This is a genomic window from Pseudomonas fuscovaginae SE-1 (assembly GCF_000364705.1).
GTDB lineage: Bacteria > Pseudomonadota > Gammaproteobacteria > Pseudomonadales > Pseudomonadaceae > Aquipseudomonas > Aquipseudomonas fuscovaginae_A.
Genome location: NZ_AQOH01000181.1, coordinates 68,346 through 85,140, shown reverse-complemented (window position 1 = coordinate 85,140; position 16,795 = coordinate 68,346). Strand labels below are relative to the sequence as shown.

Here is a 16,795-nt window from a genome sequence, read left to right as displayed (position 1 = left end):
GCAGACCCACTAAATTGCAATAGCCCCTTCCCAAGCAGCACCACAGCCCGATGTGGCGAGGGAGGTGGCTCCGAGTGCTATCCTCGACACATGTGTCCATGCACTTGAGCGCGCCCCGCATGATTCTTGTTCTGCTGCCCCACAGCGACTACGACCCCACCGAAAGCAGCGTGCCCTGGCAATCCCTGCACCGCGCTGGCATCGAGGTCCGCTTCGCCACGCCCGCGGGCGCTGTCGCGCACGCCGATCCACGCCTGGTCGAACAGGGCTTCGGCCCACTCAACCCGTTGCTGATGACCCGCAAGCCCGACCTGGAGAGCTATCGGGCGATGCTCAGCGATCCACATTTCCAGCACCCCATGGCCTATGCCGACGTCGATCCCACGCAATTCGCTGGCCTGCTGGTGCCAGGCGGCCATGCCGATGGCATGCGCAGCCTGCTGGACGCCGACGCGGCAAAACGCATCGCCCTGCACTTCTTCAAGGCCGGCAAGCCGATCGCCTCGGTCTGCCACGGCCCGTTGCTGTTCGCCCGCACCCTCGACCCCGAGACCGGACGCTCGGTGCTCTACGGTCGCAAGGTCACCGGATTGTTGTCCGTGACCATGGAACTGGCCGCCTGGCTGATCACCGCGCCCTGGCTCGGCCGCTACTACCGCACCTACCCGCAGACCGTCGAGGCGGAAATCAAATCCGTGCTGGCCAGCCCCCGGGACTTCCTCAACGGACCGCCGGCACTGTTGCGCGACTCGGCCAGCAAGCCCGAGCGTGGCTTCACCGTCCGCGACGGTAACCTGTTGACCGCGCGCTGGCCCGGCGACTGCCATCGCCTGGCCGCCGAATGGCTGAAGATGCTCAAGGAAGCACCCAACACCTGAGCTCAAGAAACCGTGCTGCCGGCCGAAGGTCTTTATCTATCTGAATTCGGTCTCCGGCAAGGAAAGCTCATGAAACGTATCGCGGTCATCGCCATCCTCGGCCTGCTCAGTGCCTGCAACCTTCAGCCCGCGCGCAACGGCAGCGGCGCACAGGCGCTGTTCGGCGACATGCTCAGACAGCCGCCGATGGCCGACTCGATCCTGCGCGATGGCGACCAGCTCAGCTACCAGGCCCAGGTGGCTTCCAGCAAATCCGCCAGCACTCCGGAGATCGCGCAGATTCAGGCCTCCTGCAGTGGCACGGAGGCAAGCCTGCTGTTCGTCGAATCGCCCGGAAAACCGGCCGCCGATGGCCAGCCCGAACGCGTCACGGTCATGAGCCGCCTGCTGCCTGCCGTCGCGGTCAACCTGCGACAGAACCCCGGCTTCGTCGAGGCCTGCGCCAGCACCCCACGGCCAGACTGGCGCTTGGCAGGTGAAGCCGAAGGCCAGCGCCAACTGCTGATCGACCGCGCCAGCCTGAAAGACGTGGGCGGTGCCTGGCAGTTCTGGGGAGCGGTCGACGAACCGTCGGTCCTGACCCAGCAGCAGAAAAGGATGCCCTACGCGCAAACGCGCATGCGCCTGCAGGCCAACTGCAACAACCAGACCTATCGCGTCCGGGCCGAATTCGGCCTCAATCAGAACAACGTGGTGACCTTTGGCAAAACTGACAGTGCGCCTCAAGACCAGCCCTTCGGCAGCGCGCCAGCCACCACCCGCGCCCTGCTGAAAGCCGTCTGCGTGGCCGATACGGGCACCGCCCTGGAGCGCCTCCCCATTGCCGTGCCACGCAGCAAGACCGCCCGGCAACTGACGCCCGCGCAGGTCCCGGCAACGGTCATCGCGGCGATCAACGCCCTGGATCTGCCACCTGCCACCACGCTCCTGCACCGTCAGGTCATGGAGCGCAACAGCGCCCATACCAGCCTGCGCTATGAGTCGTCCTTCGAAACCGATCCCCAGAGCGGGCAGATGCGCCAGCGCGAGAAGAGCCAGTACTCGAGCAGCGACAGGATCACCTTCCGCGGCTTGTTCAGCCTGACCTTCCAGACGCAGTACCAGGACAAGGGCCTGACGATTTCGCAGGCCAGCAATGTCGAACAATTGAGTTTCAGCGGTGACTGGAAGCAGATGCCCATCGGCGCAACGCTCGGATTCAGTTTCCAGAGCCGCAACCGCGATACCTCCAGGCCGGATCGCCTGGTGTCGCGCCAGGAGAGCTGTGTGGTCAAGCGCGAGCTGCCGGCGAGCAAGATCAATTCCAGCCTGGGCGGCATGGCCAGGGAATTGGAGTGCACCAACACCAGCGAGCAGTTGATCACCACCTCGACAGTGTTCTACCTGCAGGACCTGGGCTACTTCTTCACCAGCAAGAGCGCGACGCGGGGCCTGTACAAGGACGACACGAGCATGCGGCTGGTCCAGGTCGAATGAGGCCCTGGCCCCTTGGCGAATCTGCCCGCTAACGGTTCTCCAGGATCCGCCTGCTGACAAAACTGAACGCCAGCACCACGAAGATCAGCCCGCCAGTCGCGACCTGCTGCCAGTAGAAGTTCCAGCCGATCAGCAGCAGGCCGTTGGCGATGACGTTGATGAACAGCACGCCCAGCAGCGTCCCCGGGACATTGGCCCGCCCCTGGCGATGAAGGGTGGTACCGATGAACACCGCGCCAATGGCATTGAGCAGGAAGGCGTTGCCGGAGAGCGGCACATAGGCATTGACCGTCGAGCTGAGCAGCACGCCGGCCAGGGCGCAGGCCAGCGCCGTGGCCAGCACCACGCGGATGACGATGCGCCGTACCGACAACCCCGAGTAGTACGCCAGCAGCGGCTGGGTGCCCTGGGCCAGCAACTCGCGCCCCAGGCGCCCACGGGCCAGCAGCAGGCCATAGACCAGCGCCACCCCCAGCACGGCCCACAGCGGCAGCGCCACGCCGAACAGGCTCACACCGCTCAGCTCCGGCTTGAAACCCTGGGCGATATAGATCGGCTGGCCGCCATCGCAGAGCAGTTGCTGGGCGCTGGTACCAATGAACAGCGTCCCCAGGGTCGCCAGGAACGGACTGATCCGCAGCCCGGCGATCAGCCCGGCATTGAACAGCCCCACCAGCAGCCCAGCCCCCAGTGCCACGGGCAACGCGACCGCCAGCCCGTGACCGGCATTGAGCAGCACGACGAAACTGAAACTGGCGAAGTCCAGCGCCGTACCGACCGACAGGTCGATTCCGCCCGCCGCCACCGCATAGGTCATGCCGATGGCGACGATCGCCAGCAGGACGAAGTTGTTCAGCACCAGGCTCCCGAGGTTGCCAGCGCTGAGAAAACCCGGTGCCTGCCAGGCAAAGAACAGGACGATCGCCAGGAACACCAGCGGCAAGGTGAAGGGCAACAGCGAGCGCAGGCCCGCAGCCTGACGCGCAAGCACCTGAGTCATGTCCCCTCCCCCCTGTCCAGTGCACTGGAAGCCGCGACCACCAGCAGAATCAATACACCCTGCACGCCATTGACCCAGAAACTGGAAATGTTCAGCAGTTGAAAACCGTTGATCAGGAAGCCGACCAGCAGGGTCGCCAACAAGGTGCCTGGAATGCTCGCCACCAGCCGCCGGGAGAACACCACGCCGAGAAAGGCGATGGCCACCACCGACAGCAGCATGTCGCCGGAACCGGTGGTGCTGCCGCTGAAGAAGGCCGCCGAACACAAGGCCGCCACGGCGGCGCACAGGCCCGACAGCAGGTAGCTGGACAGCACGTAGCCGGCCACCGGGATACCCGCCGCCCGTGCGGCCTGGGGATACTCGCCCACGGCATGCAGGCGCAGCCCGTAGGCCGTGTGCTGGATCAACAGCGTCAACAGTCCCGCCGTCAGCAGCAGCACCCAGGCCAACGCCGGCACGCCCAGCCAGGTGTCGCCGCTGAGCAGGTCCAGCAACGGCGAGTCGGTGGGTACCACGGTGTTTTCAGTCAACACCAGTTCCAGCCCGGCCAGCACATTCATGCTCGCCAGCGTCGCCAGCAGCGGCGGCAAGCGCAGCAGCACCACCGCCAGGCCATTGAACAGGCCGACCGCCAGCCCGCAGCCGAGGGTCAGCGACAGACTGGCCCAGAGTTCCAGGCCGGTGTTGTTCAGACGGCTGAACAGCGCCGCGCACAAACCGAGGTTGGCGGCCAGCGACAGGTCGAGCCCGCCGGCGACCACGTTCGAGCCGCCGCCGATGATCACGCAGGTCAGGCCGAACGCGAGCACGCCCAGGATCGCCGACTGGCCGAAGACATTGGCGATGTTGCCCAGCGAGAGGAAATTCGGCGCCGCCAGCGCGAAACCCAGCAGAATGGCCAGGAATACCCCCGCGGAACCGCGCCGCAGCAGCAACACCCACAAGCGCCGGGACAGGCCCTCGGCCGGGACTTCGAGTGAAAGCCGATCAGACCGCGACATCCGCCACCTCCCTGCCCGCGACCAGCACATCAGGCTGACTGGCGCCGGTGGCGCAGGCCAGCAGGCGATCGCTGTCGGCTTCACCGGCACGAAACTCGCCGGCGATCTCACCCCGATGCAACACCAGGATGCGATCGCTGATACCGATCAGTTCCGGCAGGTCGGAAGACAGCACCAACACCGCCGCGCCCTCCCGCACCAGACGGCCGATCAGACGATAGATTTCCACCTTCGCCCCGACATCGACGCCGACGCAGGGTTCGTCCAGCAGGTACACGGCCGAACGCCGGCTCAACCACTTGCCCAGGGCGACCTTCTGCTGGTTGCCTCCGCTGAGCTGGCTGACCGCGGCCTGGGGGCCGGGGGTCTTGATCGCCAACTCGCCGATCAACCGGACACTCTCGGCCTGCTCCCGGCCACGGCTCAGCAGCCCCCAGCGACTGAAACGACGAAGCCCGGCCAGGGTCAGGTTTTCCAGTACCGAAAGCAGCGGAGCAACACCCTGGCTACGGCGCTCTTCAGGTACCAGAGCGATGCCGGCAGCGATCGCCTGTGCCGGTGAACGCAGTCGCAGGAGACGACCTTCAAGCTCGATGTTGCCGCTGTCGGCGCGGATCACGCCAAACAGGGTCTTGAGCAGTTCCTTGGCCCCGGAACCGACCAGCCCGGTGAGGCCGACGATCTCGCCGCGCCGCAGTTGCAGGTCGATCCGCCGGTAGTGCCGGGCCAGGCTCAGGGCGCGGACCTGCAGCAGCGGCTCGCCCGGTGTCACCGCGGCCTTGGGATACATCTCGCGCACCTCGCGATTGACCATCAGCCGGGCGATTTGCGCGCTGGAGGTGTGCCTCGGCTCGACCACCGCCACATCGCGACCATTGCGCAGCACCGTGACCTCGTCGCACAGGCTGTCGATTTCCTGCAGGTAATGCGAGATGTACAGGATCGACAAGCCCTGCGCGCGCAGACGCTTGACGATGCGCAGCAACTGGTCGACCTCGCGCTTGACCAGCGCCACGCTGGGCTCGTCGAATACCAGGATCTTCGGCTGGCGTATCAGCGCCCGGGTGATCTGCAACACCTGGCGCTGGGCGCTGTTGAGCTCGCCCACCAGTGCTCCGGCCGGCAGTTGCAGATCGAAGTACTCCGCCAGCAGCCGTTCGGCCTCGCGCTGCTGCCGCCGACGATCGAGCAGCGGACCACGGCGCAGCTCATGGCCGAAGAACAGCGCCTCGCCGACGGTGAAACGGGTCGGCAGCAAACGCTCCTGGTGAATGAATTGCACCCCCAGGGCCTCCACCTGGCGTGGTGACAGCGCGGCATGACGCTGGCCGTCAATGCCCAACCAGCCCGAGTCGGCCCTGTGGATGCCGGCCAGGATCCTGATCAGCGTCGACTTGCCGGCACCGTTCTCGCCCACCAGGCCGTGAATGGTGCCGCGCCGGACCTTCAGGCTGGCGTCGTCCAGCGCCAGGGTCGCGCCGAAACGCTTGCGCAGATGCTCCAGATGCAACGCCGGGACCGCCGTCATCAGTCACCTCGCAGTTGCTGGACCTGGGCCAGGTTGCCGGCGGTGGTCAACAGCGTCGGCACATGGGTTTCCCTGGGCAGGTCATGCTGCCCGGCCAGGTAGCGGGCGACGTTCTGCACGGCGGTCTTGCCGATCAGCGCCGGTTGCTGCGCCACCACCGCGCCGACCGGCGAATTGGGCTGGCCCAGCAGTTCCAGCACCTCGGGAGTGCCGTCGACGCCGTAGGTCTTGATCTCGGTGCGTTTTGCGTCGATCAGCGCCTTGCTCGCCCCCAGTTGCGGGATGTCCCAGGCCGACCAGATCGCCGTGACGCTGCCGGCCGGGTACTTGTTGAGCAAGGCGGACACCTGGGAATAGGCGTCCTGCACGGTGTTGGGGATCACGTCACGCAGCTCCGGCTCGATGATCTCCAGTTGCGGGTGATCCTTGAGCGCCAGTTTCAACTGGTCGTAGCGGATCGCACAGACCGGTACGCCGTAGAAACCGTTGAACACCAGGATCCGGCCCTTGCCGCCGGCGTCCTTGATCAATTGATCGGCCAGGGCCTTGCCGGTGGCGACGTTGTCCGAGGTGGTGTTGTTGAGACTGTACTGCGACGGTGCATCGATGGTGAACAGCGGGATGCCGGCCTTGCTGATGCGCTTGAGCCAGGGATCGATCACGCTGAGGGTGCCGAGGGTCTGGATCACCGCGTCGGGTTTCTGGGTGACCACCGTCTGCAACTGGGTCACCAGGTTCTTGTCGTTGCGCCCGGCATCGAGGGTGATCGGCGTACCGCCCAGCCGCTTGATCTCATCGACCTGCGCCTGGAAAGCCTTGATGTCGAAGTAGTGACTGGTGCCGGTCATGCTCACGGCGATGCGCTTGCCGGCCAGGGACGGCACGGCATCGTCGCCCTCGGCGGCCTGGGCAAGGGTAGCCTGGCCCAGCAGCAAGGCTGCGCCGAACCAGACGAGACGGGAAAGCGAAGAGAGGGTGCAAGGCATACAGGGCTCCGCTGAGCGACCGATGAAAGGGTTCACCCCTGTGCTTTGCACGGCCCATGCCATGATACGTATCTATAAAAATCAAATAGATACGAAATAAACATAATCTAGATTCTGTGCCCTATCCGACATATCTGTCGGATCGGTGTTGCCCAGGCAACAGTGCTGCTCAGGCCTTGGCCGGCTGTCGGGCGAGCATCGTCTCCAGCTCGGCCGTGTGCACGAAGCACAGCTTGTTGCCTTCCGGGTCACGGCAGTAGGCGCCGTAGTAGTCGGCGCCATAATGAGGTCGCAGGCCCGGTGCGCCCTCGTCCCCCGCCCCCAGCGCCAGGGCTCGATGCCAGGCCGCCTTTACGGCTCCCTGCGACAGCGCGGCAAAGCTGACCTGCACGCCATTGCCCCAGGTCGCCGGCAGACCGTTGAACGGCTCCTGCACGAAGAAGTGCGGCCATTCCCAGCCCGGCATCCGCCAACCGGCACCGGGCGGGCCGCTGTCCGCTTCGTCGGGCATGCGCACCAGGCCAAGCTCGGCCAGCACCGCCTCGTAGAAGGCAGTCATGCGCGGCAAGTCCCGCGCCCCCAATTGGATATGGCTGAACATGACGATCCTCCCTGATGGCTACCGGCCTGTCAGTCGAGCTTGAACGCCTCGTCCAGCGGCACACGGTAGCCGTTGGCCAGGCGATTGGTCTCGTTGGCCATGCCGACCACCGCCTGCAATTCGCCGAACATCGCGTCGGTCATCCCCGCCTTGCGCGCCGCCGCGGTGTGCGAGGCGATGCAGTACGGGCAGTTGTTGGTGACGCTGACGGCCACGTAGATCAGTTCCTTGGTCAGCGAGTCCAGGGCCCCGGGCGCCATGATGTCCTTGAGGCTGTCCCAGGTCCGGCGCAGGGTCGGCGGATGCGCGGCCAGGCACTTCCAGAAATTGTTGACCTGCGCGACCTGTCGGGTCTGCATGATGTCATCGTAAACCGCGCGTACTTCAGGGCTGGCGTCTTCGTATTCGGTCAGGTGCTGGGACGACATGGAGCTTCCTCTGGATGAATGGATTACCGCGTCAGGCCGCCTACGTTACGCCTTCTGCCCACGCAGGCGAAAGCTCCCCGGGCTCTCCCCCGTCCACTGCTTGAAGGCCCGGTGAAACGCGCTCGGCTCACGAAAGCCGACGTCCTGGGCGATCTCGGCGATGCTCATGCGAGTGTTGCGCAGGCGTTCGAAGGCAATGGCGCGACGCACCTCGTCCTTGATTTCCTGGTAGGAGAACCCCTCGCGCTGCAGGGCCCGGCGCAGGCTGGCCAGGTGGATGTCGAATTCGTCGGCCAGTTGCTCCAGGGTCGGCCAATGGTCATAACCGCATGAACGCAACCGCTGGTGCACGCGAGCACTGAAGCCCTCGCGATTGCGAAAGCGGATGAACACCGACTGCGGTGCATCACGCAGAAACGCATAGAGCGACTTGCGATCGGCCAGCACCGGCAGACGCAGGTACTCGCGTTCGAACTCGATCTCGGTCACCGGCGCCTCGAATTCCACGTAGGCCCCCCACAGCAGATGCTCGTCGCCATGGGGCGGTCGGGCATGGGCGAAGCGCGCCCGGCTGATGGGGATGCGCCGGCCGGCCAGCCAGCACATCAGGCCGACGATCAGGATCAGGAAGGTTTCGGTAACCACGGCCTGCAGGTACGGGTCGCGGGTATCGGTGCTCATCACCACGGCAACCCGTTTGCCGCGCACCTGTACCTGGGCGTGGATGTCACGCAGGAACAGCGCGAAGTACTCCAGCGACAAGCCCAGCGCCTTGCCCACCGTGGGCGCCTGGATCAGCCCGCGGCAGATCAGGGCAAAACTGCCGATGGGCATGCCATGGGAGTCGAAACCGAAGAATTCGTCGCCCAGCTCGCGAATCACCGCCAGCCAGAGCTGTGCCAGCTGCCGGGGCGCCACGCGCTCACCCAGTTCCTCCACCGAGCCCTCACGGAAGCCGGCGGCCTGCAGCAGCTCGGCAACCCGCTGCGGCTGATCGAGAAAGCGCACCAGCAGGGCCTTGACGAAGTACGACGATACCGAATGTTTTTCTTTCATGAATCCCAGGCTGCGTATGGCAAAAAACAACAGATTTGCTGAGCGGTTTCGGCATAGGCCCAAGCAATGGCCGGTCCTAGACTTGTCGACCAGATGAGCCCTGCGCCAGCCGATATGCCCGACACGGACTAAGCTTGCTCACCGCCCGCACTGTGGCCGGCTCCCACAACGACAAAACAGGAGTGCCCCATGTCAAAGCCCGAAGTGTATATCGTCAGCGCCGTCCGGACAGCCATCGGCACCTTCGGCGGCGCCCTCAAGGACGTCCCCCTGAGCGACCTGGCGACCACCGCCGTCAAGGCCGCCCTGCAGCGTTGCGACCTTGACCCGGCCTTGGTCGGCCATGTGGTGATGGGCAACGTGATCCCCACGGACACCCAGGACGCCTACCTCTCCCGCGTCGCCGCCATGAATGCCGGTATCCCCAAGGAAACCCCGGCCTATAACGTCAACCGCCTGTGCGGCTCGGGCCTGCAGTCGATCGTCTCGGCGGCCCAGACCCTGCTGCTCGGCGATGCCGAGGTGGCCATCGGTGCCGGTGCCGAATCCATGAGCCGCGGCCCCTACCTGCTGCCTGCCGCCCGCTGGGGCGCGCGGATGGGCAACGTGCAGGCCATCGACTACATGCTCGGCATTCTCCACGACCCGTTCCACGGCATTCACATGGGCATCACCGCCGAGAACATCGCCGAACGCAATGGCATCACCCGCCAGATGCAGGACGACCTGGCCCTGGAAGAACAGCTGCGGGCCCGTCGCGCCATCGACGAAGGCCGTTTCAGCGGGCAGATCGCCCCGGTGGAAGTGCGCAGCCGCAAGGGCACCGAGCTGTTCAGCGTCGACGAGCACCCGCGCAGCACCTCGCTGGAACAACTGGCGCAGATGCGCACCGCCTTCAAGAAGGACGGCACGGTCACCGCCGGCAACGCCTCGGGCCTCAACGACGGTGCCGCCGCCGTACTGCTCGCCAGCGCCTCGGCGGTGCAGGCCAATGGCCTCAAGCCCCTGGCCCGCCTGGTCGCCTATGCCCATGCCGGGGTCGAGCCGGAACTGATGGGCCTGGGCCCGATCCCGGCCACCCGCCTGGCGCTCAAGCGCGCCGGCCTGAGCATCGCCGACCTCGACGTGATCGAATCCAACGTCGCCTTCGCCGCGCAGGCCTGCGCGGTCAGCCAGGAACTGGGCCTAGACCCGGCCAGGGTCAACCCCAACGGCTCGGGCATCTCCCTCGGCCATCCGGTCGGTGCGACCGGCACCATCATCGCCACCAAGCTGATCCACGAGTTGCATCGCACCGGTGGGCGCTATGGCCTGGCCACCATGTGCATCGGCGGCGGGCAAGGCATCGCTGTCATTTTTGAACGGGTTTAAGGACGATCTTCATGAGTATTCAACGTATCGCCGTGATCGGCGCCGGCATCATGGGCAACGGCATCGCGCAGGTCTGCGCGGTGGCCGGCCTGCGGGTCAGTCTGATCGACGTGTCCCAGGCCGCCCTGGACAAGGGCCTGGCGACTCTCACCGGCAACCTCGATCGCCAGGTGCGCAAGGCCGTGATCAGCGCCGAGGACAAACAGGCCGCCCTCGGCCGCATCAGCCTGAGCACCGACTATGCGGTGCTGGCCGGCGTCGAACTGGTGATCGAGGCCGCCACGGAAAACCTCGAGCTGAAAAAGCGCATCCTCAAGCAGGTCGCCGAGGTGGTCGGTGCCGAGTGCATCATCGCCACCAACACCTCGTCGCTGTCGATCACCGAGCTGGCTGCCGCGATCAGCCGGCCGGAGCGTTTCATCGGCCTGCACTTCTTCAACCCGGTGCCGGTGATGGGCCTGCTGGAGGTCATTCGCGGCCTGCAGACCAGCGACGCCACCCACGCCAGCGCCCTGGCCCTGGCCACGCAGATCGGCAAGACCGCCGTGACCGCGCGCAACCGCCCGGGTTTCGTGGTCAACCGCATCCTCTGCCCGATGATCAACGAAGCGATCTTCGTTCTCCAGGAAGACCTGGCCAGCGCCGAGGACATCGACGCCGGCATGCAGCTGGGTTGCAACCAGCCGATCGGCCCACTGGCCCTGGCCGACCTGATCGGCCTGGACACCCTGCTGGCGATCATGGAAAGCCTGCACTCGGGCTTCGACGAACCGAAGTATCGGCCAGCACAGTTGCTCAGGGAGATGGTCGCGGCCGGCTACCTGGGCCGCAAGAGCGGTCGCGGCTTCTACTCGTACGAAGGTTGATCGAGCATGGCCCGGGCAGCCCTCGCCATCGCGCCGCAGGCCGCGGAACAGAAGACTTCGCGCCACCTGGAAACCCGCACCAAGGCCGTGGCGCTGTTTGCCCGGCGCGGGTTCGCCCAGGTCGGCCTGCGCGAGCTGGCGGCGCACCTGGGCATCCAGCCCGGCTCGATCTACAACCATATCGAGAGCAAGCAGGCGCTGCTGTTCGAACTGATCGAAAGCCTGCACCTGGACCTGCTCGAGATTGTCGCCGCGCCAACGGCGCGGGCCTCGCGCTCGGCGGAAAAACGCCTGGACGCGCTGATAAGCGCCCACCTGGACCTGCACCGCGACAAGGCCGATTTCTTCCGCGTCGCGGAGCATGAGTTCCATTGCCTGGACGACGCGCAGCAGGCGGCGGTGCTGGAACTGCGTCGACGCTACGAGGGCCACCTGGTCAAGCTGCTCACGCCGCTGGGCCTCTCCCCTGACGAATCACTGGCCCGCACCACCGTGCGCACCTTCCTCTGTCTGCTCAACAACCTGCCGGCCTGGACCGACAATGCCGGCCTGGAGCCAAAGGGCCATCGGCTGCTGATGCACGGGATTGCGCTGGGGGCGGTAAAAGGCGCCCTGGCCAGCGCCTCAGGTTGAAAGACAGCGGCTGCGGCTCACACCCTCAGAGACAGGTCGCGACAGCCGCCAGCCTTCTGGCACCGATCGGCTTGGTCACGGTGGCGTAGTAGTCGACCACGGTACCTTCGGCCTCGCGGCGGACATCGACGAAGTATTCGGAACCACGGGTGTAGACCGTCGAGCCACCCTTGTAGCCCGGTTGCAGATAGGCCGCGGCGTCGACGTCGAAGACCTTTTCGTCCTGCCAGGAGAACTGGATGCACTGGGCGACGACATTGTCGGCCTTGGTCGAGGTGAAACTCTTGGTCGGCCCGGTACTGCGGGTCTGATTCATGCCAGGGCCCATGCACCCCGCCAATGCCACTGCCGCCACCGCCCCGATTAACATCCGCATGACCGTTCCCTGCTCGAAAAAAGAAGCGACTTTAGCACCGAGTCCACGCAATACGAACCGGATTCGCATCACCTGGCGCCCATGACGACAACACGGATTGCGCTTGCAACCCCGGCACCTTGAGCCAGACTATCCAGAGGCTTGCCCGCGCAGGCAAAAATGCAGACAAGACCTGCACTTATCCCGGTTGTACAGGGCAAATTTGCACTGTTACGATCAACCATCGTTCGCTTGCGAACGCACCTGAAAAGACAATAAAAGCAGGGAGTTAGTAATGACTGCTCGGGTTTCATCCTCGGCTGCGACGGATTTTGACGACACCTCGGCCGATGTCCTGGCGCAGGTGCGCAACCACATCGGTCACCTCACCCTCAACCGCCCCGCCGGCCTCAATGCCCTGACCCTGGACATGATCCGCCAGTTGCAGGGCCATCTCGATGCCTGGGCCGAAGACCCGCAGATTCATGCCGTGACCCTGCGCGGCGCCGGCGACCGGGCCTTCTGCGCCGGCGGCGATATCCGCTCGCTGTATGACAGCTACAAGCGCGGCGACCGGCTGCACGAAGACTTCTTCGTCGAGGAGTACGCCCTTGACCTCTGCCTCCATCGCTACCGCAAGCCGGTCCTGGCGCTGATGGACGGTTTCGTCCTCGGTGGCGGCATGGGCCTGGTGCAAGGCGCCGACCTGCGGGTAGTCACCGAACGCAGCCGACTGGGGATGCCGGAAGTCGGCATCGGCTACTTCCCGGATGTCGGCGGCAGCTATTTCCTGCCCCGCATTCCCGGCGAGATCGGCCTGTACCTGGGCGTCAGCGGCGAGCAGATCCGTGCCGCCGATGCGCTCTACTGCGGCCTGGCCGACTGGTACCTGCACAGCGACAAGCTGGCCCTGCTGGACCAGCGCCTCGACCAGATGGAGTGGCACGAGACGCCGCTCAAGGACCTGCAGAACCTGCTGGCCAAGCTCGCCGTACAGACGCTGCCCGACGCTCCGCTGGACAAGCTGCGCCCGGCCATCGACCACTTCTTCGCCCTGCCCGACGTGCCCAGCATCATCGAACAGTTGCGAGCGGTGACCGTCGCCGACAGCCATGAGTGGGCCCAGGATGTCGCCAGCCTGCTGGAAACCCGCTCGCCGCTGGCGATGTCCGTGACCCTGGAGATGTTGCGCCGGGGCCGTCACCTGAGCCTGGAGGCGTGCTTCGCCATGGAGTTGCACCTGGACCGCCAGTGGTTCGAGCACGGCGACCTGATGGAGGGCGTGCGCGCCCTGTTGATCGACAAGGACAGGACGCCCCGCTGGAATCCACCCACCTTGCACGCGTTGCAACCTGAACGGGTCGCACGTTTTTTCCAAGGCCTCGACACAAGCGAAAACTGAAGCCATGCACGATATCGAACTGAGCGAAGAACAAGTGATGATCCGCGACATGGCTCGGGATTTCGCCCACGGCGAGATCGCGCCCCATGCCCAGGCCTGGGAAAAGGCCGGCTGGATCGACGACGGCCTGGTCCGCAAGATGGGCGAGCTGGGCCTGCTGGGCATGGTGGTCCCCGAGGAATGGGGCGGCACCTACGTCGACTACGTCGCCTATGCCCTGGCCGTCGAAGAGATTTCCGCCGGCGATGGTGCCACCGGCGCGCTGATGAGCATTCACAACTCGGTAGGCTGCGGCCCGATCCTCAACTATGGCTCCCAGGCGCAGAAGGAAGCCTGGCTGCAGAAACTGGCCACCGGCGAAGCCATCGGCTGTTTCTGCCTGACCGAGCCCCAGGCTGGCTCCGAGGCGCACAACCTGCGTACCCGGGCCGAACTCAAGGATGGCCAATGGGTGATCAACGGTGCCAAGCAGTTCGTCAGCAACGGCAAGCGCGCCAGCCTGGCGATCGTCTTTGCCGTGACCGACCCGGAACTGGGCAAGAAAGGTCTCTCGGCCTTCCTGGTGCCGACCGATACGCCTGGCTTCGTCGTCGACCGTACCGAACACAAGATGGGTATCCGCGCCTCCGACACCTGCGCCGTCACCCTGAACCAGTGCACGGTCCCCGAAGCCAACCTGCTGGGTGAACGGGGCAAGGGCCTGGCGATCGCGCTGTCGAACCTGGAAGGCGGGCGTATCGGTATCGCCGCCCAGGCGCTGGGCATTGCCCGGGCCGCGTTCGAGGCGGCATTGGCCTATGCCCGCGAACGCGTGCAGTTCGACAAGCCGATCCTGGAGCACCAGAGCATCGCCAACCTGCTGGCCGACATGCACACCCGGATCAATGCCACACGACTGCTGATCCTCCATGCCGCGCGGCTGCGCAGCGCAGGCCAGCCGTGCCTGTCGGAGGCATCGCAAGCCAAGCTGTTCGCCTCGGAAATGGCCGAGAAGGTCTGCTCATCGGCGATGCAGATCCATGGCGGGTACGGTTATCTGGAGGATTACCCGGTGGAACGCTACTACCGGGATGCGCGGATCACGCAGATCTACGAAGGGTCGAGCGAGATCCAGCGGATGCTGATTGCCCGGGAGCTCAGGCATTACCTGGTGTGATATCCATTGATCGCTCCCACGCTCTGCGTGGGAGCGTCTCCAAAGGACGCTCGGCGTCCGCTCTTTGGGGATGACGCGCAGCGTCAGCGGCTGCATTCCCACGCAGAGCGTGGGAACGATCTGGCAGAGGGGACTCAACGGTCCTTGAACTGCGCCTCGCGCTTGGCCACGAACGCCGCCATGCCTTCCTTCTGATCCTCGGTGGCAAACGCCGCATGGAACACCCGGCGTTCGAAACGCACGCCCTCGGACAGGCTGACCTCGAACGCCCGGTTGACGCTTTCCTTGACCATCATGCTGATCGGAATCGACTTGCCGGCGATCACGGCCGCCACTTTCAACGCTTCGTCCAGCAATTCATCAACCGGCACGATCCGCGCCACCAGCCCGCAACGCTCGGCCTCCACCGCATCGATGAAGCGCCCGGTCAGGCACAGGTCCATGGCCTTGGCCTTGCCCACCGCACGGGTCAGGCGCTGGGTACCACCCATGCCCGGCAGCACGCCGAGGTTGATCTCCGGCTGGCCGAACTTGGCGTTGTCGGCGGCCAGGATGAAGTCGCACATCAACGCCAGTTCACAGCCGCCACCCAGGGCAAAACCGGCCACCGCGGCGATGATCGGCTTGCGCCGGTTGGCCACCCGGTCACTGTCGCTGAACAGGTCGTCGAGGTAGATCTTCGGATAGGTCAGTTCGGCCATTTCCTTGATATCGGCGCCGGCGGCGAAGGCCTTCTTCGAACCGGTCAGCACGATGCAGCCGATCTCCGGATCGGCCTCCAGACGGTCAAGCGCCTGGTTCAGTTCACTGATGATCTGCGCGTTCAGGGCATTGAGCGCCTGCGGGCGATTCAGGGTGATCAGGCCGACGCGGCCCTTGATGTCCAGCAGAATGGTTTCGTAGCTCATCGTTAATGTCCTTGCTCACAGGTTGCGCGAAATGACCATGCGCTGAATGTCACTGGTACCTTCATAGATCTGGCAGACCCGCACGTCGCGGTAGATCCGCTCCAGCGGGAAGTCGTTCAGATAGCCATAGCCGCCCAGGGTTTGCAATGCCGAGGAGCAGACCTTCTCGGCCATTTCCGAGGCGAACAGCTTGGCCATGGACGCCTCCACCAGCGCCGGCTTGCCGCTGTCGCGCAGGGCCGCGGCATAGTGCACCATCTGCCGCGCCACGGCGATCTGGGTCGCCATGTCCGCCAGGCGGAACGCCACGGCCTGGTGCTCGACCAGGGGCTTGCCGAAACTCTGCCGTTCACGGGCGTAGTCGCGGGCCGCCTCGAACGCGGCCCGAGCCATGCCCACCGACTGCGCAGCGATGCCGACCCGGCCACCTTCCAGGTTCGCCAGGGCGATGCGGTAGCCCTCGCCCTCCTCGCCCAAGCGGTTGGCCACCGGCACCTTCACATCCTCGAAGAGGATCTGGCAGGTGTCCGAGGCATGCTGGCCGAGCTTGTCCTCGACCCGCGCGACCTGGTAGCCCGGCGAGTCGGTCGGCACGATGAACGCACTGATCCCGCGCTTGCCGGCGCTCGGATCGGTCACGGCAAAGACGATCACCACCCCGGCGTTCTGCCCGGAGGTGATGAACTGCTTGCAGCCGTTGATCACGTAATGGTCGCCTTCGAGCCGGGCGCGGGTCTTCAGGCCGCTGGCATCGGAACCGGCCTGAGGCTCGGTGAGCGCGAAGGCACCCAGCATCTGGCCACTGGCGAGGGCCGGCAGGAAACGCTGCTTCTGCTCATCGTTGCCGAAGTTCAGGATCGGCACGCAGCCCACCGAGTTGTGCACGCTCATGATGGTCGAGCAGGCGCCATCGCCGGCAGCGATCTCTTCCAGGGCCATGGCATAGGCCAGGTAGCCGGTGTCGCAACCACCCCACGCTTCCGGCACCAGCATGCCGAAGAAGCCCAGCCCGGCCATTTCACCGATGGCCTCCCGGGGGAAACGGTGTTCACGATCCCACTCGGCAGCGAACGGCTTCAGCCGTTCCTGGGCAAAATCCCGGGCCGCGTCGCTGATCTGTTGTTGCTCTTGATTCGGTAGCATGGGA

Annotated in this window: 17 protein-coding genes; 7 read left to right on the top strand and 10 right to left on the bottom strand. The window is 65.3% G+C overall.

The features are described 5' to 3' along the window. Positions 1-119: 119 nt before the first annotated feature. A complete protein-coding gene (locus K675_RS0117040) occupies positions 120-878 on the top strand; it encodes a DJ-1/PfpI family protein (RefSeq protein WP_017904708.1) in 759 nt (252 codons plus the stop codon). 69 nt (positions 879-947) lie between these two features. Next, positions 948-2,354, top strand: coding sequence for a hypothetical protein (locus K675_RS0117035; RefSeq protein WP_017904707.1), 1,407 nt, complete (start codon positions 948-950; stop codon positions 2,352-2,354). Positions 2,355-2,382: 28 nt separating this feature from the next. On the opposite strand, the gene K675_RS0117030 is transcribed toward K675_RS0117035, so the two are convergent. The 7 genes from K675_RS0117030 to K675_RS0117000 all read right to left on the bottom strand — a co-directional run bounded on the left by K675_RS0117030 (position 2,383) and on the right by K675_RS0117000 (position 8,957). After that, positions 2,383-3,354: an ABC transporter permease gene (locus K675_RS0117030; protein WP_017904706.1), complete on the bottom strand. Its 972-nt coding sequence runs from the start codon at positions 3,352-3,354 to the stop codon at positions 2,383-2,385. Then, on the bottom strand, positions 3,351-4,358 hold the full coding sequence (locus K675_RS0117025) for an ABC transporter permease (RefSeq protein WP_017904705.1): 1,008 nt from the start codon (positions 4,356-4,358) through the stop codon (positions 3,351-3,353). The genes K675_RS0117030 and K675_RS0117025 overlap by 4 nt, the downstream gene beginning before the upstream one ends. Continuing rightward, positions 4,345-5,886 carry a sugar ABC transporter ATP-binding protein gene (locus K675_RS0117020; RefSeq protein ID WP_017904704.1) on the bottom strand — a complete coding sequence of 514 codons (1,542 nt, stop codon included), beginning with the start codon at positions 5,884-5,886 and terminating at the stop codon, positions 4,345-4,347. The genes K675_RS0117025 and K675_RS0117020 overlap by 14 nt, the downstream gene beginning before the upstream one ends. Next, complete coding sequence (locus tag K675_RS0117015; protein WP_026145277.1) at positions 5,886-6,872, bottom strand: sugar ABC transporter substrate-binding protein; 987 nt, start codon at positions 6,870-6,872, stop codon at positions 5,886-5,888. Before K675_RS0117015 ends, K675_RS0117020 begins: the two co-directional genes overlap by 1 nt. A 169-nt stretch (positions 6,873-7,041) precedes the next feature. Then, complete coding sequence (locus K675_RS0117010; RefSeq protein ID WP_017904702.1) at positions 7,042-7,473, bottom strand: VOC family protein; 432 nt, start codon at positions 7,471-7,473, stop codon at positions 7,042-7,044. Between the two features lie 29 nt (positions 7,474-7,502). After that, entirely contained in the window at positions 7,503-7,901 is a 399-nt protein-coding gene (locus tag K675_RS0117005) for a carboxymuconolactone decarboxylase family protein (RefSeq protein WP_017904701.1), read from the bottom strand. Between the two features lie 45 nt (positions 7,902-7,946). Further along, complete coding sequence (locus K675_RS0117000) at positions 7,947-8,957, bottom strand: AraC family transcriptional regulator (RefSeq protein WP_026145276.1); 1,011 nt, start codon at positions 8,955-8,957, stop codon at positions 7,947-7,949. A gap of 189 nt (positions 8,958-9,146) precedes the next feature. Between K675_RS0117000 and K675_RS0116995 the strand changes: the two genes are divergently transcribed. From K675_RS0116995 to K675_RS0116985, 3 genes are read left to right on the top strand one after another with little or no spacing between them, the layout of a single operon-like run. Next, complete coding sequence (locus tag K675_RS0116995) at positions 9,147-10,328, top strand: acetyl-CoA C-acyltransferase family protein (RefSeq protein WP_017904699.1); 1,182 nt, start codon at positions 9,147-9,149, stop codon at positions 10,326-10,328. Positions 10,329-10,339: 11 nt separating this feature from the next. After that, on the top strand, positions 10,340-11,194 hold the full coding sequence (locus K675_RS0116990; RefSeq protein WP_017904698.1) for a 3-hydroxybutyryl-CoA dehydrogenase: 855 nt from the start codon (positions 10,340-10,342) through the stop codon (positions 11,192-11,194). A gap of 6 nt (positions 11,195-11,200) precedes the next feature. Continuing rightward, positions 11,201-11,827, top strand: a complete 627-nt coding sequence (locus K675_RS0116985) for a TetR/AcrR family transcriptional regulator (protein WP_017904697.1) — start codon at positions 11,201-11,203, stop codon at positions 11,825-11,827. Between the two features lie 25 nt (positions 11,828-11,852). Here the strand turns inward: K675_RS0116985 and K675_RS0116980 are convergent, their stop codons facing one another. Beyond that, positions 11,853-12,203, bottom strand: coding sequence for a hypothetical protein (locus tag K675_RS0116980; protein ID WP_026145275.1), 351 nt, complete (start codon positions 12,201-12,203; stop codon positions 11,853-11,855). A 274-nt stretch (positions 12,204-12,477) separates the two neighbouring features. On the opposite strand from K675_RS0116980, the gene K675_RS0116975 reads away from it, so the two are divergent. Both K675_RS0116975 and K675_RS0116970 read left to right on the top strand, forming a co-directional pair. Further along, entirely contained in the window at positions 12,478-13,584 is a 1,107-nt protein-coding gene (locus K675_RS0116975) for an enoyl-CoA hydratase/isomerase family protein (RefSeq protein WP_017904695.1), read from the top strand. A 4-nt stretch (positions 13,585-13,588) separates the two neighbouring features. Beyond that, positions 13,589-14,740 (top strand): acyl-CoA dehydrogenase family protein, encoded by a 1,152-nt coding sequence (locus tag K675_RS0116970; RefSeq protein ID WP_017904694.1) that lies wholly within the window; start codon positions 13,589-13,591, stop codon positions 14,738-14,740. A gap of 134 nt (positions 14,741-14,874) precedes the next feature. Here the strand turns inward: K675_RS0116970 and K675_RS0116965 are convergent, their stop codons facing one another. Next, positions 14,875-15,648 carry an enoyl-CoA hydratase gene (locus K675_RS0116965; protein ID WP_017904693.1) on the bottom strand — a complete coding sequence of 258 codons (774 nt, stop codon included), beginning with the start codon at positions 15,646-15,648 and terminating at the stop codon, positions 14,875-14,877. 15 nt (positions 15,649-15,663) lie between these two features. After that, positions 15,664-16,791, bottom strand: coding sequence for an acyl-CoA dehydrogenase (locus K675_RS0116960; RefSeq protein WP_017904692.1), 1,128 nt, complete (start codon positions 16,789-16,791; stop codon positions 15,664-15,666). Between the last annotated feature and the right edge of the window lie 4 nt (positions 16,792-16,795).